The sequence below is a fragment of the Mycobacterium sp. NGS54 genome, assembly GCF_059812465.1.
Genome location: NZ_JCALCS010000006.1, coordinates 248998 through 269684 on the forward strand (window position 1 = coordinate 248998; position 20687 = coordinate 269684).

Consider the following 20687-nt stretch of genomic DNA (forward strand, 5'->3'; position numbering starts at 1 on the left):
CGTCGAGCGCTACATGCTAAACGTTGAGGTCGATTCGGTGCGCGCCGTGTACGCCGTCATAGCGGTCGGGGCTGCACGTCAGCACGATCACCTGGCCGTGCTCGCCGACGGTGTCGAACACCTGCCCCATCTTGGCCAGGCGATCGGGATCGGTGAAACCCAGCGCGTCGTCGACCACCACCGGGACGGTGTCCTCTTTGGCGACCAGGGCCGCGCCGGCCAGCCTCGCGAGGATGCCGAGCTGCTCCTTGGCGCCGCCGGACAGCGATTCGTACGGCACCGTGACACCGTCCAGCGTGCGGCTGCGGATGCACAGATCGCTGTCGACGTCGACCTCGAAGCTGGGGCCGAACACCGGCCGGCCCAGCCGCTGCAGTTCCGTGCGATAGGGCTCGACGTAGCGCTGCCTGGTGGTGTCGCGGTGGCGTGTCATCACGGAGCGCAACAGCTGCGCGGCCCGTGCCCGGCTGCCGACCCGGGCGTGCTGGCTGGCGGCGTGCTCGCGCTCGGTCTGCGCGGCGTCCAGCTTGCCCTGGCGGCCCTCGCTGCCGAAAACCGAGAGCTCGATGCCGATTTCGCGCAAGGCGCGGTTGGCGTCTTCGTAGTGATTGCTCAGCGTGTCCGCTTCCGCGGTGGCCGCGGCCAATTCGGCGGTGACCGCGTCCGGCGCTGCGGCCGCGAGCTCGCCGGCGATTTCGGTCATGCGCCGCTCGGCGTCTTGTGCGGCGTTGAGCCCGGCTTGCGCCGCCGAGGCCAGGTCTGCGTCGCTCACTTCCGCGCGCTCCCGGGCCAGCCGGTCGGTGGCGGCGTTGAGCTCGGCGCGGTGGGTGTCCAGCTGGTTCTGGGAAACCGTTGCGCGCGTGGATGACTCGGCGAGCGCCGCGTCGGCGGCGGCTGAAAGCCGGCGGCGCTGCTCGCATTCGGTGGCCGCGGCTTGCTTGGCGGCCTCGGCGGCGTCGAGTCCGGCGCGGGCGGCATGGGGGTCCGCCGGTTGGTCGGGATAGGCCGGGTGGTCGGCGCGCAGCTGAGCCAGCCGCTCCCGCAGTTGGTCGACGTCGTCATCGCCGCGCAGCCCGGACACGGTGGCGTCCAATTGGTCGCGACCGCCCTGCAGTTCGCGGCGGCGCTGGTCGGCGGATCGCGCCGCCGCGAGGTCCGGCACGTCGGCGGCCTTCAGCGCTCTCGTGAATTCATCTTGTGCCGCAGCGTATTTGGCTTGGATATCGAGCGTTGTCGCGCCGGGAGTGACTCGGCCGGTCAGCACGCCGGGCACCTCGACGGTGGTGGGGCCGGTCGCGGTGAGCGACCAGCTCTGGCCGGCGGGCAGTGACACGCGTTGGTCGCCGGTGGTGAGCTCGATGTCGGCGACGGCGGTGAATTCGATCGCGGCCGACGTCAATGCCAGCTGCCCGCCGATGCGGTCGACTGCGGCTGCGGCCTCCTCGATTCGCCGTAGTGATTCCTCGGTGATTTTGACCGCGGCGAGCTCCGCGCAGACGCGGTCGCGGTCGCGCTGGAGGGCGGCGATCTTGGCCAACCGGGCGGCGAGCCGGTCGGCCTCCTCCCGGGCGGCGAGCTGGTCGACGGCGCGTCGTGCGGATTCGGCGCGGAGCTGCAGATCGGCTAGGAGCTGGACGGCTTGCTCGACGGCCGCGTGGGCGGCCTGCGCGTCGGCCGCCGCCGTGTTGCGCGCTTCTGCGGCCTCTTGTGTTTCGGCCTCGGCGGCGGCGACGCTTGCCGTGCGGGTGTCGATTTCGGTGAGCAGGCGCACCCGCCCGTTGTGGGCGGCGCTGGCCGCGGAACTGGTGGCGGTCGCGGCGTCGGCGAGCAGCCTGGCCTCGCGCGCCTGGTTGGTCAGTTCGACGATCCGCTCGGCGGCGTGCTGAGCGGCCTCGAGGCGGGGGCCGGCGGCGGCGCGCCGCTGCGACAGCTCGGCCACCCGCTCCGTCAGCTCCGCGTGGCGTCGCACCCGGTCGTCGACCTCGGCCACCGCCGCCGCCCATTCGGCGACCGCGGCCAGGGCGTCGTTGAGGTGTTTGATGGCGCTGGCCCACTCGCCGGTGGGCCGTCCGGTCGGGGTGAAGTAGCGGCCGTATTCGGCGTCGATCCGCTCGATCAGCAGGGGCTCGGTGCCGGACAGCGCGGCGGCGTCTCCCGCGGCCACATCGAGGGCGCGCGACAGCGCGTCGCACCCGGACAGGTCCACCGCGGCCGTCGACGTGGCCTGCAGCACCCGTTGGGCGCGCCAGAGGTCGTTGTCGACGGTCTCGGCCAGCATCGCCCGGACCCGTTCGTGGGCTTCGTCGCCGGTGAGCTGTTCGCGGCGCGGCGTCAGCACCGTCAGTTCCGTCTCATGTTTCTTGTGGAACCGCTTGCGGTAGACGAAACGATAAGGGCCGCAGCTGATTTCGGCACTCACCTCGGAGCCGACGTCGCTGTGGGTCGGCTTGACCTGCTTGACCTCTTTTTTCGTGGAGCGGTCCCGGGATTCCAGCAGCAGGTCGAGCGCCTCGATCATCGAGGACTTGCCGATCTCGTTGGCGCCGCAGACCACCACCACGCCGTGGTCGGGGAACTCGATCTCGCGGTGCGCGATGCCGCGGTAGTTGGTCAGGACGAGGCGGTGCAGCTTCACGCGGCGCCCCGATCGGCGAGGCGCAGCAGCAGGGCCAGGGCCGCCTGCGCGTCGGCGGCCTCCTCGGAGCCTGCGTCGCGCGCGGTCGCCACCAGCTCGTCGACGGCCGAGGCGGCGAACCCGCCGATGCCGAGGTCGGTGAATTCGCCGTCGGCGGGGACCACGACCAGATCGGTGTGGCTGTCCCAGGTGCGCAGGTGGGCGAACAGCCGCGCGTACCGGTCCAGGCACGCATCCAGCGCGGCGCGGTCGGTGACCGTCAGCGATCCGGTCAGCGCCAACCGCACGACGGTGCGGTCCTTGTCGGTCATGAGGTCGAGGTTCAGGTCGAGGTCGGCGATGTCGCGGCTGGTGTCGACCTGGCGGTGCAGGGTGACGAAGCGCCAGCGCCCGACGTCGCGGGGCTCCACGGTGACGCCGTCGTCGTCGACGTCGACGACGAGGACGTGCCCGGGGTCCGATTCGACGTCGTCGAAGTTGGTGACTTCCGGCGAGCCGGAGTACCAGACCCGGTCGCCGACCTTGGTGAGCGAATGTTTGTCCCCCAGTGCCACATAGTGGACGGCGCCTTGCTGCAGCGCGTTCTCGAGTTTTGCCAGCCGGATCAGCGACGGTTTGTCGCGGTCGGGGTCCAGGACGTCGACGCCGCCGTGGGCGACCAGGATGCGGGTCGTTGGGCCGGGGCTCAACCCGTCGAGGACCTCGGCGACGAGGTCGGTGGTCGGCGACTTGGAGCGCCATGGGGCGGCGACGATCTCGACTCCGGGCCTGATTTCGTGAACGCCCGCCCGATCGAGGACGGTGACGTTGTCGGGACACTCGGCGGTGAACAGCGCGCTGGTGTACACCGACGACGCGTCGAGCGGGTCGTGGTTGCCGGGAAGCAGGTAGACGGGAATCCCTATGGCGCGCATGGCTTCCAGGGACTGCCCGATCACCTGCGGCGCGAGTTGATTGTGCTCGAAGACGTCGCCGGCGACGACGACGAACTCGGCGCCCACCTCCGCCGCCAGCGCGCCCAGCCCGGCCACCGCGTCGCGGCGCGCGGCCGAATACCGTGGCTGGGCGTCGCCGGCGAGGAAGTGCCGGGTCATGCCCAATTGCCAGTCGGCGGTGTGCAGGAATCGCATCCGGCGGACCCCTTTCGAGTCGTGGCTATCAGGGCACCGCGAAGTCTAGGACCGCCGACCGACAACGCGCGGGATGCGGACCGGCAGGTCTCCGGGCCAGTGGGGGGAATCGACCTAACGTCGCGGTGCCGCGGCGCTTTTTTCGTGAGCCGCCAGCATGCGCTGCAGCTTGTCGACCAAGTCGACGTCGCTGATTCCAGGCCAGAGCGTCTCGGCCAAGTCGAGCACGAGCGGGCAGTCGCCGCATCTTGGAGCGCCGTCGGGTGCGTCAGCCAGGTCGAAAATCCTCCTTGTCCTGGCCATCGCGTCCTTCAATAACCCATCACCGAGCGGGATTTCGACCACGCGCGCCCGGAAGCCCATGACGAAGCCGTCTTCACGACAGTTTCCGCAGTGGTTTACGGCGTGGCCCTTCGTGGCGGGCTCCATGTAAACGAGCGCGAGATGCGACACCGGGCGCGGGCCGCGGTCAGCGGCAATGCGGGCGTACGCGTTGAGCTGCACGTTGTAGCGTGGCATCAACTTCCTGTTCTCACGGTCCCTGAATCGCGCCGTCTTATAGTCGACGATTACGTAGGAACCGTCCGCATACTTGAAAATCGCGTCGGCAACCCCGGTTAGCTCGATGCCGTACTCCGGGTCGACGGTATGAAAGTCGGACCAGTGCCGGGGTTCTTGGTAGGCGACAATCGGTCCCAGCGGTGCGAGCCACTGAGGCGGCACTCCATGGGCATCAAACCAGGAGTGGACGACGTCTTTTGTGTACGAATCGATCGAACTGAAGATGCTCGGAAATATCTGGAACGGCAACTGATGATTGAGATGAAGTTTCAACCAGTAGCAGCGTTCGCAGAGATCGGTCGTGATGGCTTCCCCCAGGCGGCTGGCGGAGATCCGAATCGCCTTCATCGTGCACCGCATTGGCCATGCCGGTGTTCGCCGTTCTCCGGTGCGCTCGGGCAATGCGGCATGAGGGTCGGTACCTTCCTCCCGGCCAACGCGTTGGGACCCGGCGTATTCGACTTCACAGACTCCGCTCTTGGCGCGATCCCGGCCTAGGGCCATTCGGCCCCTGTTCGCCGGACTCCGTGCCCGACGCGACTCGTCCCCGGGTCGTGCCCAGACCAAATCCCTTCTGTCACTTTGGTTTCATGGGTTTCTGCGCGGCCGTCTTTTGTCGGACCCCCTCGTTAGTTTGGGGGCATGAGTTCGGACGGCGTCGTTGACCGGGAGGCGTTGTCGGCCGCCCTAGATCGTTGGGACGCCGACTTCGACGCGGTCGCGAAGTTTGACTGCGAGGCGTTGACGACCCGCGAGCAACTGGCGTTGCTCGAGCGTTTTGAGAGGATGCGCCGGCGGATACCGGCCTTGGAGCATCCAATCATCAATTCCGTTGCCCGGCAGGCCACCGCCGAGGAGTTGGGCGGCAAGGTGTCGCATGCGATCGCCGAGGTGACGCTGATCACCCGAGCCGAGGCGTCGCGGCGCGTCAAGGAGGCCGCCGATCTGGGACCGCGCCACGGCCTGACCGGCGAACGCATTGCGCCGGTGCTGGCCGCTACGGCCGCGGCCCAGCGCGACGGTGAACTCGGTACCGGCCAGGTCGCGGTGATCCGGCGGTTCTGTCATGAGCTGCCCGGCTGGATCGATGAGGCCACCCGTGAGCAGGTCGAAGCCAAGCTGGCTGAGGAGGGCACCCGGTTTCGCCCCGAACAACTGGGCGCGCTGGCCGATACGCTGGCCGACTGCCTCAACCCCGACGGGAATTACACCGACGCCGACCGCGCCCGCCGGCGCGGGCTGACCCTGGGTAACCAGCAGGCCGACGGCATGTCGCAGCTGCGCGGCTGGCTCACACCCGAGCTGCGCGCCACCCTCGAAGCCGTCTTGGCCAAACTGGCCGCCCCCGGCATGTGCAACCCCCTGGACGACGCGCCGTGCGTGGACGGCCCACCATCCCAAGAAACCATCGAGAAAGACGCCCGCTCGGCATCCCAACGCAACCACGACGCGCTGCTGGCTGCGCTGCGCGCCCTGCTGGCGTCGGGAAACCTGGGCCAGCACAACGGGCTTCCCGTCTCCATCATCGCGACCACCACGCTGGCCGAGCTGGAAGCCGCCGCCGGGCGTGCCCTGACCGGCGGGGGCACCATCCTGCCGATGAGCGACGTGATCCGCCTGGCCCGCCACGCCCGGCACTACCTGGCGATCTTCGACAAAGGCAAAACCCTGGCGCTGTACAGCACCAAACGCTTGGCCTCCCCCGGCCAGCGAATCGTCCTGTACGCGAAGGACCGCGGCTGCACCGCACCCGGGTGCACCGTGCCCGGCTACTACAGCGAAGTCCACCATGTCGTTGGCTACACCGTCTGCGGGTGCACCGACGTCGACAACCTCACCTTCGCCTGCGGCGCCCAACACCGCATGCTCGACCCCGACGGCTGGACCACCCGCAAAAACACCAAAGGCGAAACCGAATGGATCCCGCCGCCGCATTTGGATAGAGGCCAACCCCGGACCAACAACTACTGGCACCCCGAAAAACTCCTCCACCGCGAGGAAGAAGACGACGACGACGCGGCGTAGCGCGAGCGCGTGAGCGAACGGCCCACGCTGCTGCTGATGCGGCACGCGAAATCGGACTACCCGGATGGCGTGCCCGACCATGACCGGCCGTTGGCGCCGCGCGGCATCAAGAAGGCCGGGCTGGCCGGGGACTGGTTGCGCGCCAACGTCCCCGCCATCGATGCCGTGCTGTGCTCCACCGCGACGCCGGCGCGGCAGCCCTTAGACAGGACCGGGATCGACGACCAGTTCCGCTCGACGAGGGCATCCGGCCGCCTCTGATCGACGAGCACGACGGTGCGGAGCCAGGCGATTTCCCGCGGTCGAGCCGAAGGTATGCCACGACATCACGCGAGGGCGATCACAAAGTCGAGCACTCGGTTCGGATCGTTCAAGCCGTCGCCCAGGATTTCACGAATCCGGTCCATGCGGTACCGCACGGTCTGCGGGTGCAGCAGCAAGTGACGCGCCACATCCTCCCGACGGCCCTGGTGCAAGAGCCACGCCCGCAACGTCTCCTCGTACCGTGCCCTCGCGTCGGCCCGCAGGTGATCGAACGGCGCGAGCGCCGCCGCACGCTGGCGCTCCCGGATCGGCGGATCCGCATGAATTACCAACGCCGCCAACGACCGATCGGTATCGATAGGCCAGGATTCAGGCTTGCAGCATCTCCACGCGCGCGCTGCAAGCTCCGCGGAGTACTTGACATCGAGCCACGGTTGTTCAGGCCCGATGGCCGCGTGGATGCCGGCCAGCCGTTGGATCAGAGCGGCACGGGGTGCTGCGGCAGTCACCGGCACCAACAACACGGTGAGGCCCGAATGCGCGGGGCTGGGCAGCAGATCTCCGCTGGCACGCAGCGTCTGATTATCAAGCAGCGGAACGACATTGTGCGCATCGGCGCGGGGAAGGACGATCGCGATCATGGCGTCGGGTGACTGCCAGCCGGCCAGCCGGACGGTCTCCAGAATCTCGTCGCTCGCGACGCCGAGCAGGAGTTGTTCGGTCAGTTTTTCCAGTTGGCGCTGGCGGCGCCCACTCGCCGTGGCTAGCTCGTTGGCGTGGCCGCTGACGCACGCGTCGGCGAGGTCGTCGAGGTAATCGAAGTGGAGTTCGGCGAAGCGCACGATGCCGGAGGTGCCCATGTCGTGGGCTTGAGCGACGGTGCTCCAGTGCCGCCACGCGATGCGCGCTCCGAGCCGGAAGGCGGCGTTGATCGGGTCGATCGACCGCCCGACATGCGCTTGGTAACGGCCGAGGGCGAACGCGGCCTGATGCACGGCCGCGATGTCGACAGGCTGCCGATCGGGCCTGGGTCCGCACGTAGTGGCTAAGAAGCCCGCCAGCATGGTGTTGACGGCTCTTATGCCCGCCTGGCCCATCTCACTCTGGAACGCTTCGGCAAAAGGCGGAAACTGCGTTGCCACCGCGTTGACGATGTCGTCGGTAGCTGCGGCCAGCTCAACGTAGAGAGCGTCGGCGATCGGGGCTGGGACCAGTGGCTCGGCGTGCAGACCAGAATTCACACTCTGAGTATGAATCAAACTCAAAATTCACTCCAGTTGGCCAAGAAATTGTTCTTCAGATCCAGGAACACTTTGGTTAGCGATATATCCAGAAGGAGGAACCATGAGAATCGCAACCAGGCTTCCTGGCGAACGCCGCCTCGCCGCCGACGACAGGGACAAGATCGCCCACATCCGCGGTGCGCTGATCAACATCGGCGACGAGTGGCGGGCACGTCACCCGTGGCTCGCCGCGCACCAGGACCAAATCGGCCTCACCTTGTTCCTGATCAGCATCGCCGGCGTCCTCGGCGACGCCGTTCTCTACGCCACGGGCGTTGTGCCCTGGTGGGCAACCATTCTGTTGACGGCCTTCTGGCTGTCGATCCTGCATGAGATCGAGCACGACCTGATCCACTCGATGTACTACCGGAACAACCGCGTGATCCACAACGCGATGATGTTCGGGGTCTGGTTCTTCCGGCCCAGCACCATCAACCCATGGGTGCGCCGACGGCTGCACCTGCACCACCACCAGGTTTCCGGCACCGACTCCGATCTCGAGGAGCGCGCCATCACCAACGGTCAGGGCTGGGGTGCTCATCGGACCGTTGCGCTCCTCGACTCGATCGTCGGCATCTACACCAAGCCGATGCGGATCCGCCACCTGGTGCAGACCTACGTCGAGCATGCGGCCCGGACGCCGGAGGAAGCGCGTCACCTCGCGAACATCAACCGTTTGGCGTACTTCCCACTCGGTCTTGTCCACTACGGGTTGTGGCACCTGATCATCATCCTGTGGCTGTACCACACGTTCGTCGGGCCGACCCACATGCCGGGCCAGGGCGTGCTCTACTTCCTCGCGGTCACGATCCTGGCGCCCAACATGATCCGCACATTCTGCCTGCACTTTGTGAGCTCGAACATGCACTACTACGGCGACGTCGAACCGCACAACGTACTGCAGCAGACGCAGGTCTGGACCGCGAAGTGGCTCAAGCCGTTCCACGCCTTGTGCTTCAACTTCGGTGAAACGCATGCGATCCACCACTTCCTGGTGCGCGACCCGTTCTACCTGCGCGAGCTGATCAAGCGCGACTGCCAGGAGGTGCTGCGCGACAACGGCGTCCGATTCAACGACTTCCAGACGTTCCGTCGAGCGAACCGATTCGGCCCTGTCGCCGCATCGATCGAACCCTGAAACCCACCGCCCCGCGCAACCTTTGAAAGGACACTCATGAACGCCGCTGCCACCACCCAACTGTGGATCTGCGAACGCTGCGGAATGATTTACGACCCCGCTGACGGCGACCCGGACAGCGGGATCGCCCCCGGCACCGCCTTTGACGATATTCCCGACGACTGGGTTTGCCCGGTCTGCGGTGTCAGCAAGGCCGACTTCGTCCCGTATGAGGACTGAACTTCGTCGCGGTACCCCGAAACCGACGATGCGGCGTAGCGTGAGCCCGTGAGCGAACGGCGCACGCTGCTGCTGATGCGGCACGCGAAATCCGACTACCCCGATGGCGTACCCGACCACGACCGGCCGTTGGCGCCGCGCGGCATAAGGGAGGCCGGGCTGGCCGGGGACTGGTTGCGCGCCAACGTCCCCGCCGTCGACGCGGTGCTGTGCTCCACCGCGACGCGGGCGCGGCAGACCTTGGGCAGGACCGGGATCGGCGCCCCGGTCCGCTACAGCGCGCGGCTGTACGGCGCCACCCCGGGGACGATGATCGAGGAGATCAACGAGACGGCCGACGACGTCGGCACGCTCCTGGTCATCGGTCACGAGCCGACGATGTCGGGGCTTGCGCTCGTGCTGGCGGACGACGACGGCACGGACGTCGCCGTGCTGGAACGCATTTCGGCGAAATTCCCGACGTCGGCGATCGCGGTGCTGGCGGTGCCGGGCGCGTGGAAGGGGCTCGAACCGGGCCGGGCCGCGCTGACCGGTTTCGAAGTGCCTCGCTAGCTTACGAGTTGGTGGACAGGGTCAGCTCCATCAGCTTGAGCGCCTGCCCACAGGCATCGATCCCGGGCACCTGGGGGTTGACCCACCAGCCGACCACGCCCGCGGCGTTGCTCGCCACGCCGCACGCGCCGTTAGGGTCGTCGGGGCGCATCACGATGGACTCGATGCCCGCGATCGCACGGTTCTCGATCTTGTACTTCAGGAACTCGGCCACCTTGCGCTCTTCGCCCAGGCTGCCCTGCTCGAACCAGAACCGGGTGATGTCGATCAACCCGGCCGGGTTGGCCGCCTGCCACCGGCAGATCGCTCCGACGAAGGTGCTTTGAATGTCAAGCGGATCCGCGCCGACGGTCTTGGCCAGGATGTCACTGGTCAACACCTCGCACTCCTTGAGCAGATTCGGATACTGCTGCTGAGAGTTGTTGTTGCGCGGGGGGTTGCCGCCCGCCTTGATGGCGTTACCCCCGATGGACCTCGAACATCCGGTCAACACCAACAGCGCGGCGAACACCACGGCCACGCAGGCACGAACGGTTCGTCTGCTCATTTGGAGTTCGCAATCGACTGACGGGCCAGTTCCTTGGCTATGTCGCACGGCGGCGGGAACGGCTTCTGGCTGAAGCTGACCGACCATTCGATGAAGTCGTCCTGGAATTGAATGCCCACCTCGCAGAGCGAGTCGCCCAGGTTGGGCTCGTTGCCGACGGCGATGAAGCCGCCGTGGCCGTTGATGTTGATGTCGTCGACGCTGGCGCGCGACAGCTCCTCGGTCTTACGTTCGCGCCCGATCGGGCTGCCGCGGTACCAGGAAAAGGAGAAATGCGGGCCGAGAATCCCGCCGCCCGCCAGCCATTGGCAGCCGACCGAATTCCGGGCGGTGTTCACCAGCCCGGTCACCTTGGTCAGCTCCGACACGGTCTGATCGTTGACGCCGCCGCATTGCGGGAACATCGGCCCGTGGTGGCCCTCGCCGTTGCCCGGCGTCGACGACGCCGTCGCTCCCGGCTTGTTGTCGCCGGAACCCGAGCAACCCGCGATCGTCGGGATCAGAATCGCCAAGGCCGACGCCACGAGAGCCAGCGCCCGCGCGCCCCGCCTTCTGCTCGTCACACGATGCACTGTAGCGGCAGGGCGGGGGCCAACCGCTTACGCAACGCCTGAGCAGGCATTTCAGCGCGGTGGTGACCGACGCGGCGCGCACCGTGTGCGACAGTAGCGACATGCTCCTGGCACTGCTGCGCCAGTACATCCGGCCGTACCGGCGGCTGGTTGCGGTGCTGCTGATGCTCCAGCTGACCAGCACGCTGGCATCGCTGTACCTGCCCACAGTCAACGCGGCGATCATCGACGAAGGCGTCGCCAAGGGCGACACCGCCACCATCGTCCGGCTCGGCATGGTGATGCTTTCGGTCACCGGGCTGCAGGTGCTGTGCGCGGTCGGGGCCGTCTACGTCGGCTCGCGGACGGGCATGGGCTTCGGCCGCGACCTGCGCCAGGCCATCTTCGAACACGTCACCACCTTCTCCGAGCACGAGGCCGACCTATTCGGTGCGCCAACCCTGTTGACGCGCAGCACCAACGACGTGCGCCAGATCCAATACCTGGTCCAGATCAGCGGCACCGTGCTGATCACCGCCCCGATCATGTGCGTGGGCGGGATCGTCATGGCCATCCACCAGGAGGCGGCGTTGGCCTGGCTGCTGCTGGTCAGCGTGCCCGTCATGGCCGTGACCAACTACTTCGTCATGTCGCGCATGCTGCCGCTGCTGCGCCGGATGCAGGGCCTGATCGACGGCATAAACCGCGTGGTGCGCGACCAACTGTCCGGCGTCCGGGTGGTCCGGGCGTTCGCCCGCGAAGGATACGAGCGCGACCGGTTCGCCCGCGCCAGCACCGCGCTGTCGAACACCGCGCTGAGCGCCGGCAACCTGCAGGCGCTCATGCTGCCGCTGACCACGCTGACCATCAACGTCTCCAGCGTCGCGCTGATTTGGTTCGGCGGCTTGCGGATCGATCGGGGCCAGATGCAGGTCGGTTCGCTGACCGCGTTCCTGGTGTACTTCACCCAGATCCTGATGGCCGTGCTGATGGCCACGATGACGCTGGTGGTGTTGCCGCGCGCGGCGGTGTGCGCCGAACGGATCACCGCGGTGCTCGACACCCGCGCCGCGGTCGCGGACCCGCCGGACCCGCAATTCCCGCCAGACGGGATCACGGGCGTGGTGCGGTTGGACGGCGCCAGCTTCACCTATCCGGGCGCCGATCGCCCAGTGCTGCAAGACATTTCGTTCACCGCGCGGCCCGGGACGACGACCGCGATCGTCGGCGGCACCGGCTCGGGCAAGTCGACGCTGGTGTCCCTGATCTGCCGGCTATACGACGTCACCTCCGGCGCCGTCCTGGTCGACGGCGTCGACGTGCGCGACTACCACAGCGAGCGGCTCTGGTCGGCGATCGGGCTGGTCCCCCAGCGCGGCTACCTCTTCTCGGGGACGGTGGCCGAAAACCTGCGGTACGGCAAGGCGGACGCGACGGACGACGAGATGTGGGAGGCGTTGCGGGTGGCCGACGCCGACGGGTTCGTGGGCGCCCACGGCCCAGCAGATAGTGGGCTGCAGATGCGCGTCGCCCAGGGCGGCATCAACTTCTCCGGCGGCCAGCGGCAGCGGCTGGCGATCGCGCGGGCCGTCGTCCGCCGGCCGGCGATCTACCTGTTCGACGACTCGTTCGCCGCGCTCGACGTGCACACCGACGCGCGGGTGCGCGCGTCGCTGGGCCTGGCGTCCGGCCCGAACAATCCAGCGACGATCATCGTTGTCACGCAACGCGTTTCAACCGCGGCCCAGGCCGACCAGGTGATCGTCGTCGACGACGGCAAGCTGGTGGGCGCGGGCACGCACGAATCGCTGCTGGCCGACTGCGCCGTCTACGCGGAATTCGCCGACTCGCAGTCGGTGGGGGCCGGGGTGGGGGGCGAGCAATGACCGTGGCGCCCGTGGCACCGGCGGCGGGGCGCTCCCGCGACTTCTGGCCCTCGGCGGCCCGGCTGGTGAAACGGCTTGCGCCGCAACGGCGATTGAGCCTCGCCGTGATCGCGCTGGGCGTCACCGGCACCGCGATCGGAGTCGTCGTCCCGCGGATCCTGGGCCACGCCACCGACCTGCTGTTCAACGGGGTCATCGGGCGGGGGCTGCCCGCCGGGATCAGCAAGGCGCAGGCCGTCGCCGCCGCCCGCGCCCGGGGCCAGAACGCCTTCGCCGACCTGCTGTCCGGGATGAACGTGGTGCCGGGCCGGGGCGTGGACTTCGGGGCGGTGGCCCGAACGCTGGCGCTGGCCTTGGTCCTGTATGTTGTTTCCGCGCTGCTGATTTGGGTGCAGGTCCGGTTGCTCAACGTCACCATTCAGCGCACCATGGTCGCGCTGCGCGCCGACGTCGAGGACAAGATCCACCGGCTGCCGCTGTCCTACTTCGACGGCCGGCAGCGCGGCGAGCTGCTGAGCCGGGTCACCAACGACATCGACAACGTCCAGTCGTCGCTGTCGATGACGATCAGCCAGCTACTGACGGCGGTCCTGACGGTGGTGGCAGTGCTGGCGATGATGGTGTCCATCTCTCCGCTGCTGGCGGGCATCACGCTGCTGGCCGTGCCGATCTCGCTGCTGGCGACGCGGGCGATCGCGCGGCGTTCCCAGCGCCTGTTCGTGGCCCAGTGGCGCAGCACTGGGCGCCTGAACGCCCATATCGAGGAGACCTACAGCGGCTTCACGGTGGTCCGGACGTTCGGCCATCAAGCCGCCGCGCGCGAGCAGTTCCGCCGTCTCAACGACGACGTCTACCGCGCCAGCTTCGGCGCCCAGTTCTTCTCCGGCCTGGTGGCGCCGGCGACGGGGTTCATCGGCAACGTCGGCTACGCCGCGGTCGCGGTGGTCGGCGGCCTGCAGGTGGCGACCGGGCAGATCACGCTGGGCAGCATCCAGGCCTTCATCCAATACCTGCGGCAGTTCAACGCGCCGGTGAGCCAGGTGGCGGGGATGTACAACACCCTGCAATCCGGGGTGGCCAGCGCCGAGCGGGTGTTCGGCCTGCTCGACGAGCCCGAGGAGCCCCCGGACCCCGCGCGAACGCTCCCCAATGGGCAGGGCCCGCGCGACGGCGGCCGCGTCGAGTTTCAGCACGTGAACTTCGCCTACCGGCCGGGCACGCCGGTGATCCACGACCTGTCGCTGGTGGCCGAGCCGGGCAGCACGGTGGCGATCGTCGGACCGACCGGGGCGGGCAAGACCACGATGGTGAACCTGCTGATGCGGTTCTACGACGTCGACTCGGGCCGGATACTGATCGACGGGGTCGACATCACCGCGGTGAGCAGGCAGTCGCTGCGATCGCGAATCGGCATGGTGCTGCAGGACACCTGGCTGTTCGACGGGACGATCGCGGAGAACATCGGCTACGGGCGCCCGGAGGCAGGCGAAGACGAGGTGATCGAGGCCGCCAGGGCGGCGTACGTGGACCGGTTCGTGCGCACGCTGCCGGCGGGCTACCAGACCCGGGTCAGCGGCGGCGGCGCCAACATCAGCGCCGGTGAGCGCCAACTCATCACCATCGCCCGCGCGTTCCTCGCCCGGCCGCAGCTGCTGATCCTGGACGAGGCGACCAGCTCGGTGGACACCCACACCGAGGTCCTGGTTCAGCGCGCCATGCGCGAGCTCCGCCGGGGCCGCACGAGTTTCATTATCGCGCACCGCCTTTCGACCATCCGCGACGCCGACCGCATCCTGGTGGTGGAGGCCGGCCGAATTGTGGAGCAGGGCAACCACACCCAGCTGCTGGCCCGCCGCGGCGCCTACTACGCGATGACCCAGGCCTAGCCACCAAGGATTCGCACCAAGGATTTGTCGAGGAACGCTCAAGGGGGCGTCCGAAGTCTGTGCGCCCTGTTCCGGCGCCGCAATCAGCGACCACGGCATCGGTTTCGACTCGCCGCAGCAGGCGGTCATGGACGGCTACCTGGTGTGCCCGGAGCTCAACGCCGGCCACAGCGGGCCCGAGATCGCCCGCCAGGTGTTGAGCCAGACCAACCTGGGCGCCGTCCGGGCGGATCACTTCGTCGTCGACGCCGCCAAGGCCTACTGCCCGCAGTTCGCCAGATAACCGGGGCGCTCCAAGAATTCGCAGAGAGAACGACAAGGCCGGTGCCGGAACGTCTTTCTCATGAACGCAGCCAAGACAATCGCTTTCGCAGTGTTCGCCGGAGCCGTCGCGTTGGTGCTGGCCGCCCCGGCGAATGCGGCCTCGGAGGCCGTGTACGGCGACCCCGTCGCCGCCGGCCGGTACTGGCACCAGCAGCAATACGACGACTGCGTGTTGATGTCCAGCGCCGACGTCATCGGTCAGATAACCGGTGAGGCGCCCTCGGAGGCGGCCATCATCGAGCAGGCCCACTCGACTCCGAGCGTGGTCCACGGGGGCCCTATCTACACCAAGCCGGCCAACCCGGACGACCCGAATTCGGGCGCCGGCGCCAGCCTCGAGGACGTCCCGGCGCTGCTCGCGCGCTACCGGGTGACGGCCGTGGTCATCGACCGGGACGACCGCGCCGTGAACGGAATCCGCCCGGGCATCGCGGGGCTCAAGCAGGCGCTGGGCGGCGGTCACAAGGTGATCGTCAGCCTCAACGCGGAACTCATCTGGCACGAGCCCATCGACGCGAAGGACAAGAGCGGCAACCCCGAATCCGACCACGCGGTGGTGGTGACCGGTGTCGACGCGACCCGCGGCATCGTTCACCTCAACGACAGCGGCATCGCCGATGGCCGCGACGAGCAGGTTCCCATCGAGCTTTTCGCTCGTGCGTGGGAGACGAGCGACGAGTTGATGGTCGTTACGCTCTAGTCGCGTTGTGGTGTTACCGAATTCGCGGGGTTCGTATCACAATCTATTAACGCAACGCCGCGGAAGACGGGAGGGTGTGACGCGCGATGGTGGACAAACGCCTCGAGTTCGGTCTGCTCGGCCCGCTGGAGATGAGCGTCGACGGCACCCTGGTGCCCCTGGGCACGCCCAAACAGCGGGCGGTGCTGGCCATGCTGCTGATGAACCGCAACAGCCCGGTCGGCGTCGACCGGCTCATCACGGCCCTGTGGGAAGAGTCGCCTCCGTCGGGGGCGAGGGCCAGTATTCACTCCTACGTGTCCAACCTGCGGAAGCTGCTCAGCGGCGTCGGGATCGACCCGCGGGTGGCGCTGGCCGCGGCGCCCCCGGGCTACCGCCTCAGCATCGCCGACAACGCCTGCGACATCGGGCGGTTCATCGCCGAGAAGACCGCGGGCGTGCACGCGGCCGCCGCCGCCCGTTTCGAACAGGCCAGCAAGCACCTGTCGGCGGCCCTGGCGGAATGGCGCGGGCCGGTGCTCGAGGACCTGCGCGACTTTCAGTTCGTCGAGACCTACGCCACCTCCCTCGTCGAGGAGAAGATTCTGGTCCACACGGCCAAGGCGGAGGCCGAAATCGCTTGCGGGCGCGCCTTTGCCGTCATCACCGAGCTCGAGGCCCTGATCGCCGAGCACCCCTACCGCGAGCCGCTGTGGGCGCAGTTGATCACCGCCTACTACCTCACCGAGCGCCAATCGGACGCGCTGGCGGCCTATCGCCGCGTCAAGCAGACACTCGCCGACGAGCTGGGCATCGACCCGGGGCCCAATCTGCGGGCGCTCAACGACCGGATCCTGCGGCAGGAGCCGTTGGACGTCAAGAAGATCGCGGTGACCACCGCCGCCGTCACGCAGACGGTCATGGAGCAGCACACCAGGGTTTCCGAGCGCAACGCCGTCGCGTATCTGCGCGAAAGCACGGGGCGCAGCTATCCGCTGCAGGAGGCGGCGACCCGCATCGGGCGTCTCAGCGACAACGACATCGTCCTGGACACCCCCAAGGTGAGCCGCCACCACGCCGTCATCGTCGACACGGGCACCAGTTGGGTGATCAACGACCTGCGGTCCTCCAACGGCGTGCAGGTGCAACAGGAGCGCATCCGCTCGGCCACCCCGCTGCACGACGGCGACCACATCCGCATCGGTGAGCACGAGTTCACGTTCGAGGTCACCCAGGGGTAACGCGGGCATCAAGAATTCGTTGAGAATCCTCCAAGGGCTCGGCCCGAAGCTGAACGCATCCAGGGCCGAACCCACAGCAAAGGATCACGACAATGTTCTCTCCCCGCATCACCGCCGTCGTCACCACGGCCATCGGCGCCGCCGCCGCAGGGCTGGCGATCGCCACGGCCGGGGCGGCCGGTGCCAGCACCGCCGACGACACCTTCATCACCGAGATGAGGGGCCTCGGCGTCACCTTCACCACGCCGCAGGAGGCCGTCCAGGAAGGCCACCAGGTGTGCAAGGAGCTGGCGGCGGGCAAGACCGGGACGGACGTTGCCACAGAGGTGCTGAGCCAGACGAACCTGACCACCAAGCAGGCCGCCTACTTCGTCGTCGACGCGGCCCAGGTCTACTGCCCGCAGCTGTCCGCCCAGCTGACGTAGCCGACTCGCCCCGCCCGAATGAGGGATCCCGATCACCGGGGTCCCTCATTCTTCATTTCGCACGAAAAATATTGCTGCACAGTAAATTTCAAGAATCTTTTGAGATAACGAGAAGGCCGACATTGGAACCTTTTCTCAACCAAACCGCAACACAGCGGAACGAGGAAAAGGAACAAGCAGTGAAGACCAGTCAGATCATCAACTTCGCCAAGGCCGCGACCCTCGCGGTGACCGCCGGCGCCGTCGCGCTGGGGGTGGCTGCACCGGCCGGCGCCGCATCGGGCGCCACCTACGGCGACCCCGACGCCGCCGCCAAGTGGTGGCGCTACCAGAAATACGACGATTGCTTGCTGATGGCCGCCGCGGATGTGGTCGGTCAGGTGACCGGCAAGGAGCCCTCGGAGGAGGCCATCATCAAGAAGGCGCAGTCCACCCCCAGCACGATCCACCCCGGGTCGATCTACATCAAGCCGTCCGACACCAAACACCCGAATTCGGGCCAGGGCACCATGTTCGCCGATCTCCCGACGCTGCTGACCGAGTACAAGGTCAGCGCCGCTGTCGCCGACCGGCAGCACGCGGCGGCGGCCGGGATCCCCGCCGGCATCTCGGGGATCGAGCAGGAACTGGGCACCGGCCACAAGGTCATCGTCAGCGTCAACGGCGAAATGATCTGGAACGTCCCCGTCGAGACGAAGGACGAATACGGCAACCCGCAGGGTGACCACGCCGTGGTGGTGACCGGAGTCGACACCGGCTACGGCATCGTCCATCTCAACGACAGCGGTGATCCGAAGGGCCGCGACGAGCAGATCCCGATGGCGCTCTTCCTCAAGGCCTGGGATAGCAGCGACCAGTTGATCGTCGTCACCACCTGACGCACTGTGACCGGCAGACCCGATTGGAACGGATTGATAGGGTCGGCGGGTCGCGGTTGTTGGGAGGAACGATGAGCGGGGCGCCGGGCTCGCGGGTGGGGTCGATGTTCGGTCCCTACGAGCTCAAGCGGGCCCTGGGCCACGGCGGGATGGGCGAGGTCTACGAGGCCGAGCACACTGTCAAGGGATGGACCGTGGCGCTCAAGCTGATGTCGGAATCGGTCAGCAGCGACCCGGTGTTCCGCGAGCGGATGCGACGCGAGGCCCGCATCACCGGCCGTTTGCAGGAACCCCACGTGGTGCCCATCCACGACTACGGCGAGATCGACGGCCAAATGTATTTGGAGATGCGCCTCATCGAGGGCACCGATCTCGGCACTTTGCTCAAACAGTTCGGATCGCTGTCCCCGCCGCGCGCGGTGGCCATCATCACCCAGATCGCCTCGGCCCTGGACGCCGCCCACGCCGCCGAGGTGACCCACCGCGACGTCAAACCGCCCAACATCCTGGTCACCCGCGACGACTTCGCCTACCTTGTCGACTTCGGCATCGCCAGCGCGAAGACCGACGAGAAGCTGACGCAGCTCGGTACCGCGGTGGGCACCTGGAAATACATGGCGCCCGAACGGTTTTCCAACGACGAGGTGGACTACCGCGCCGACATCTACTCGCTGGCGTGTGTGTTGTTCGAATGCCTGACCGGGTCGCCGCCCTACGAATCCGACAGCGCCGGGGTGCTGGTCAGCGCCCACCTGATGGAGCCCATCCCGCATCCCAGCGCCAAGCGTTCGAGCATCCCGCGGGCCTTCGACGGGGTGATCGCCCGGGGCATGGCCAAGAAGCCCGAGGACCGCTACCGCAGCGCCGGCGACCTGGCCCGCGCCGCCCACGACGCGCTCACCAACCCCGATCAGACCCAGGCGGTCAACATCCTGCGCCACGGCGAGGAATCCACCCTGCCGGGCGTGAAGGCGGGCCCGGGCGTCGTTCCGCCCGCGCGGCCCGCGCCGGCCCGGAACCCGGCGCCGGACAGCGGACCCATCCCCCGCGCGTCCCCGCCCGCGCCCAATCTCGCGCCCGGCCAACCCCAGTGGGCCGGTCCGCCACCACAGTTCGCCGGGCCGCCCCCCTACGGCCATGGGCGTCCGCCGCCGCCACCGCGCGGGCGCAACCCCTGGGTCATCGTCGCCGGCGCGGCCGCCGCCGTCGTCGTCCTCGTCGCCGCGGCGATCGGCATCTCGATGGCCGTCGGACACGACGACAGCGACACCCCCAACGCGGCCACCGCGACCACGACGACCACCACCACGACGAGGACGACCACCCGCACGACGGCGCCGACCTCCACCCCGCCGCCCGGGGCCGCGACCAAGCTGCTGGGCCTGCTGCCCGCGGGCTACCCGCCCGGCACCTGCAAGCTGGAGGGCCAGCCGATGCCGGGCGCGAGCGTCTCGGTCATGTGCGGACAGAACACCGAACCCAACGGCCCCAACGTCGGGGAATACGGGCTGTTCACCGATCTCAAAGGGCTGCAGGACGCGTTCAACGGCTATATGGAGGCCGACACCACCGTCAAGTGCCCCGGGGACAAGGCCTCACCGGGCACCTGGTGGCACAACAAGGACCCGAATACCATCCTCGGTCAGATCGGGTGCGGAAAATACAAAGGCGATGAGCCGCAGGTGATGTGGACCAACCAACAGACCATGGTGCTCGCGGTCGTCGGCGGGGATGTGCAGGGACCGAACCTCGACCAGCTGTACAAGTGGTGGGCCGCCCACTCCTAGTGAAACTCGACTGGGACCACAACGCGTATTACCAGCGGCTGCTGCTGAACCGGCTACCGCGGCCGTGCGGGCGGGTGCTCGACGTCGGTTGTGGGACGGGCGCATTCGCGGCGCGGCTGGCCGAAACCGCCCGGCACGTCGACGCGGTCGACAGGTCGGCGCCGATGATCGAGGCGGCCCGGCGACGCGCACCGGCCAACGTCACCCCCATCCTCGCCGACGTGCTGGAACTGCCATTGCCGGCGGATCACTACGACGCGATCGTGTCGATCACGGCGTTGCATCACCTGCCGCTCGACGAGGCCCTGCGGCACCTGGCGCCGGCGCTGCGGCCAGGCGGCGTGCTGGCCGCGATCGTCCTGCCGCGGGTGGACCTGCCCCGCGAGGCGCCCACCGAAGTACTTGCGGCGGTGGGCAATCGGGCGTTGGGCGCGCTCTTCGCCGCGCTGCGGGCGACGGGTTCCGGCGGCTGCTACGGGCCGGACCCGGTCGATGAGGCGATGCCGAAGGTCGTCGACGCGCCGCTGACGACCCGGCAGGCCCGTGCGGTCGCGGCCGCCGTCCTGCCGCGCGCCCGTGTGCGCCGGCTGCTGTTTTGGCGTTATCTCCTGCTGTGGCGGCGCCCGCGGTAACAATGATTGCTGAGCCGGGGCCTCGCGGCCGGCCGCTCGGGCCG

General features: G+C 68.1%; 19 protein-coding genes and 1 pseudogene. 14 read left to right on the forward strand and 6 right to left on the reverse strand.

What is annotated here, in order from left to right; genetic code table 11:
- Positions 1-16: 16 nt before the first annotated feature.
- The 3 genes from AC5Y5E_RS20405 to AC5Y5E_RS20415 all read right to left on the reverse strand — a co-directional run bounded on the left by AC5Y5E_RS20405 (position 17) and on the right by AC5Y5E_RS20415 (position 4674).
- Positions 17-2635 (reverse strand): AAA family ATPase, encoded by a 2619-nt coding sequence (locus AC5Y5E_RS20405; protein ID WP_499904541.1) that lies wholly within the window; start codon positions 2633-2635, stop codon positions 17-19.
- Positions 2632-3765 (reverse strand): metallophosphoesterase family protein, encoded by a 1134-nt coding sequence (locus AC5Y5E_RS20410; protein ID WP_499904543.1) that lies wholly within the window; start codon positions 3763-3765, stop codon positions 2632-2634. The genes AC5Y5E_RS20405 and AC5Y5E_RS20410 overlap by 4 nt, the downstream gene beginning before the upstream one ends.
- A gap of 114 nt (positions 3766-3879) precedes the next feature.
- Positions 3880-4674, reverse strand: coding sequence for a CRISPR-associated protein Cas4 (locus tag AC5Y5E_RS20415; protein WP_499904545.1), 795 nt, complete (start codon positions 4672-4674; stop codon positions 3880-3882).
- Between the two features lie 294 nt (positions 4675-4968).
- On the opposite strand from AC5Y5E_RS20415, the gene AC5Y5E_RS20420 reads away from it, so the two are divergent.
- Together AC5Y5E_RS20420 and AC5Y5E_RS20425 are read left to right on the forward strand one after the other, a co-directional pair.
- Positions 4969-6351 carry an HNH endonuclease signature motif containing protein gene (locus tag AC5Y5E_RS20420; protein ID WP_499904547.1) on the forward strand — a complete coding sequence of 461 codons (1383 nt, stop codon included), beginning with the start codon at positions 4969-4971 and terminating at the stop codon, positions 6349-6351.
- Positions 6352-6387: 36 nt separating this feature from the next.
- Positions 6388-6573 (forward strand): annotated as a pseudogene (locus AC5Y5E_RS20425) (SixA phosphatase family protein); the annotation flags it as partial.
- Between the two features lie 104 nt (positions 6574-6677).
- Here the strand turns inward: AC5Y5E_RS20425 and AC5Y5E_RS20430 are convergent.
- On the reverse strand, positions 6678-7856 hold the full coding sequence (locus tag AC5Y5E_RS20430; protein WP_499904549.1) for a PucR family transcriptional regulator: 1179 nt from the start codon (positions 7854-7856) through the stop codon (positions 6678-6680).
- A 103-nt stretch (positions 7857-7959) separates the two neighbouring features.
- On the opposite strand from AC5Y5E_RS20430, the gene AC5Y5E_RS20435 reads away from it, so the two are divergent.
- The 3 genes from AC5Y5E_RS20435 to AC5Y5E_RS20445 are packed head-to-tail and all read left to right on the forward strand — an operon-like array spanning position 7960 to position 9807.
- A complete protein-coding gene (locus AC5Y5E_RS20435; RefSeq protein ID WP_499904551.1) occupies positions 7960-9036 on the forward strand; it encodes a fatty acid desaturase in 1077 nt (358 codons plus the stop codon).
- 36 nt (positions 9037-9072) lie between these two features.
- Entirely contained in the window at positions 9073-9255 is a 183-nt protein-coding gene (gene rd, locus AC5Y5E_RS20440; RefSeq protein WP_067148503.1) for a rubredoxin, read from the forward strand.
- A 48-nt stretch (positions 9256-9303) separates the two neighbouring features.
- Positions 9304-9807 carry a SixA phosphatase family protein gene (locus AC5Y5E_RS20445; protein WP_499904552.1) on the forward strand — a complete coding sequence of 168 codons (504 nt, stop codon included), beginning with the start codon at positions 9304-9306 and terminating at the stop codon, positions 9805-9807.
- 1 nt (position 9808) lies between these two features.
- Here the strand turns inward: AC5Y5E_RS20445 and AC5Y5E_RS20450 are convergent, their stop codons facing one another.
- Both AC5Y5E_RS20450 and AC5Y5E_RS20455 read right to left on the reverse strand, forming a co-directional pair.
- Positions 9809-10354 (reverse strand): DUF3558 domain-containing protein, encoded by a 546-nt coding sequence (locus AC5Y5E_RS20450; protein WP_499904554.1) that lies wholly within the window; start codon positions 10352-10354, stop codon positions 9809-9811.
- The gene (locus AC5Y5E_RS20455) at positions 10351-10917 is read right to left on the reverse strand and encodes a DUF3558 domain-containing protein (RefSeq protein WP_499904556.1); all 567 of its coding nucleotides are present in this window, start codon (positions 10915-10917) and stop codon (positions 10351-10353) included. Before AC5Y5E_RS20455 ends, AC5Y5E_RS20450 begins: the two co-directional genes overlap by 4 nt.
- A 110-nt stretch (positions 10918-11027) precedes the next feature.
- Here AC5Y5E_RS20455 and AC5Y5E_RS20460 point away from each other — a divergent pair, with 110 nt between their 5' ends.
- The 9 genes from AC5Y5E_RS20460 (at position 11028) to AC5Y5E_RS20500 (ending at position 20643) form a co-directional block, all read left to right on the forward strand.
- Positions 11028-12791, forward strand: a complete 1764-nt coding sequence (locus AC5Y5E_RS20460; protein ID WP_499904558.1) for an ABC transporter ATP-binding protein — start codon at positions 11028-11030, stop codon at positions 12789-12791.
- Positions 12788-14677: an ABC transporter ATP-binding protein gene (locus AC5Y5E_RS20465; protein WP_499904560.1), complete on the forward strand. Its 1890-nt coding sequence runs from the start codon at positions 12788-12790 to the stop codon at positions 14675-14677. The genes AC5Y5E_RS20460 and AC5Y5E_RS20465 overlap by 4 nt, the downstream gene beginning before the upstream one ends.
- Before the next feature lie 82 nt (positions 14678-14759).
- Positions 14760-14960: a DUF732 domain-containing protein gene (locus AC5Y5E_RS20470; RefSeq protein WP_499905019.1), complete on the forward strand. Its 201-nt coding sequence runs from the start codon at positions 14760-14762 to the stop codon at positions 14958-14960.
- Positions 14961-15020: 60 nt separating this feature from the next.
- Positions 15021-15701, forward strand: coding sequence for a cysteine peptidase family C39 domain-containing protein (locus AC5Y5E_RS20475; RefSeq protein WP_499904562.1), 681 nt, complete (start codon positions 15021-15023; stop codon positions 15699-15701).
- 86 nt (positions 15702-15787) lie between these two features.
- Entirely contained in the window at positions 15788-16921 is a 1134-nt protein-coding gene (locus AC5Y5E_RS20480; protein ID WP_499904564.1) for a BTAD domain-containing putative transcriptional regulator, read from the forward strand.
- Between the two features lie 92 nt (positions 16922-17013).
- A complete protein-coding gene (locus AC5Y5E_RS20485) occupies positions 17014-17346 on the forward strand; it encodes a DUF732 domain-containing protein (RefSeq protein WP_499904565.1) in 333 nt (110 codons plus the stop codon).
- A gap of 179 nt (positions 17347-17525) precedes the next feature.
- Positions 17526-18224, forward strand: coding sequence for a C39 family peptidase (locus tag AC5Y5E_RS20490; RefSeq protein ID WP_499904567.1), 699 nt, complete (start codon positions 17526-17528; stop codon positions 18222-18224).
- Positions 18225-18295: 71 nt separating this feature from the next.
- Positions 18296-20011: a serine/threonine-protein kinase gene (locus AC5Y5E_RS20495; protein WP_499904569.1), complete on the forward strand. Its 1716-nt coding sequence runs from the start codon at positions 18296-18298 to the stop codon at positions 20009-20011.
- Positions 19993-20643, forward strand: coding sequence for a class I SAM-dependent methyltransferase (locus tag AC5Y5E_RS20500; protein WP_499904570.1), 651 nt, complete (start codon positions 19993-19995; stop codon positions 20641-20643). Before AC5Y5E_RS20495 ends, AC5Y5E_RS20500 begins: the two co-directional genes overlap by 19 nt.
- Positions 20644-20687 lie beyond the last annotated feature (44 nt).

What these genes read in the sequence shown, in the direction of transcription:
- AC5Y5E_RS20410 (WP_499904543.1), bottom strand. Translation starts at nt 3,765, where the DNA reads ATGCGATTCCTGCACACCGCCGACTGGCAATTGGGCATGACCCGGCAC.
- AC5Y5E_RS20415 (WP_499904545.1), bottom strand. Translation starts at nt 4,674, where the DNA reads ATGAAGGCGATTCGGATCTCCGCCAGCCGCCTGGGGGAAGCCATCACG.
- AC5Y5E_RS20420 (WP_499904547.1), top strand. Translation starts at nt 4,969, where the DNA reads ATGAGTTCGGACGGCGTCGTTGACCGGGAGGCGTTGTCGGCCGCCCTA.
- AC5Y5E_RS20435 (WP_499904551.1), top strand. Translation starts at nt 7,960, where the DNA reads ATGAGAATCGCAACCAGGCTTCCTGGCGAACGCCGCCTCGCCGCCGAC.
- rd (WP_067148503.1), top strand. Translation starts at nt 9,073, where the DNA reads ATGAACGCCGCTGCCACCACCCAACTGTGGATCTGCGAACGCTGCGGA.
- AC5Y5E_RS20450 (WP_499904554.1), bottom strand. Translation starts at nt 10,354, where the DNA reads ATGAGCAGACGAACCGTTCGTGCCTGCGTGGCCGTGGTGTTCGCCGCG.
- AC5Y5E_RS20460 (WP_499904558.1), top strand. Translation starts at nt 11,028, where the DNA reads ATGCTCCTGGCACTGCTGCGCCAGTACATCCGGCCGTACCGGCGGCTG.
- AC5Y5E_RS20465 (WP_499904560.1), top strand. Translation starts at nt 12,788, where the DNA reads ATGACCGTGGCGCCCGTGGCACCGGCGGCGGGGCGCTCCCGCGACTTC.
- AC5Y5E_RS20475 (WP_499904562.1), top strand. Translation starts at nt 15,021, where the DNA reads ATGAACGCAGCCAAGACAATCGCTTTCGCAGTGTTCGCCGGAGCCGTC.
- AC5Y5E_RS20480 (WP_499904564.1), top strand. Translation starts at nt 15,788, where the DNA reads ATGGTGGACAAACGCCTCGAGTTCGGTCTGCTCGGCCCGCTGGAGATG.
- AC5Y5E_RS20485 (WP_499904565.1), top strand. Translation starts at nt 17,014, where the DNA reads ATGTTCTCTCCCCGCATCACCGCCGTCGTCACCACGGCCATCGGCGCC.
- AC5Y5E_RS20495 (WP_499904569.1), top strand. Translation starts at nt 18,296, where the DNA reads ATGAGCGGGGCGCCGGGCTCGCGGGTGGGGTCGATGTTCGGTCCCTAC.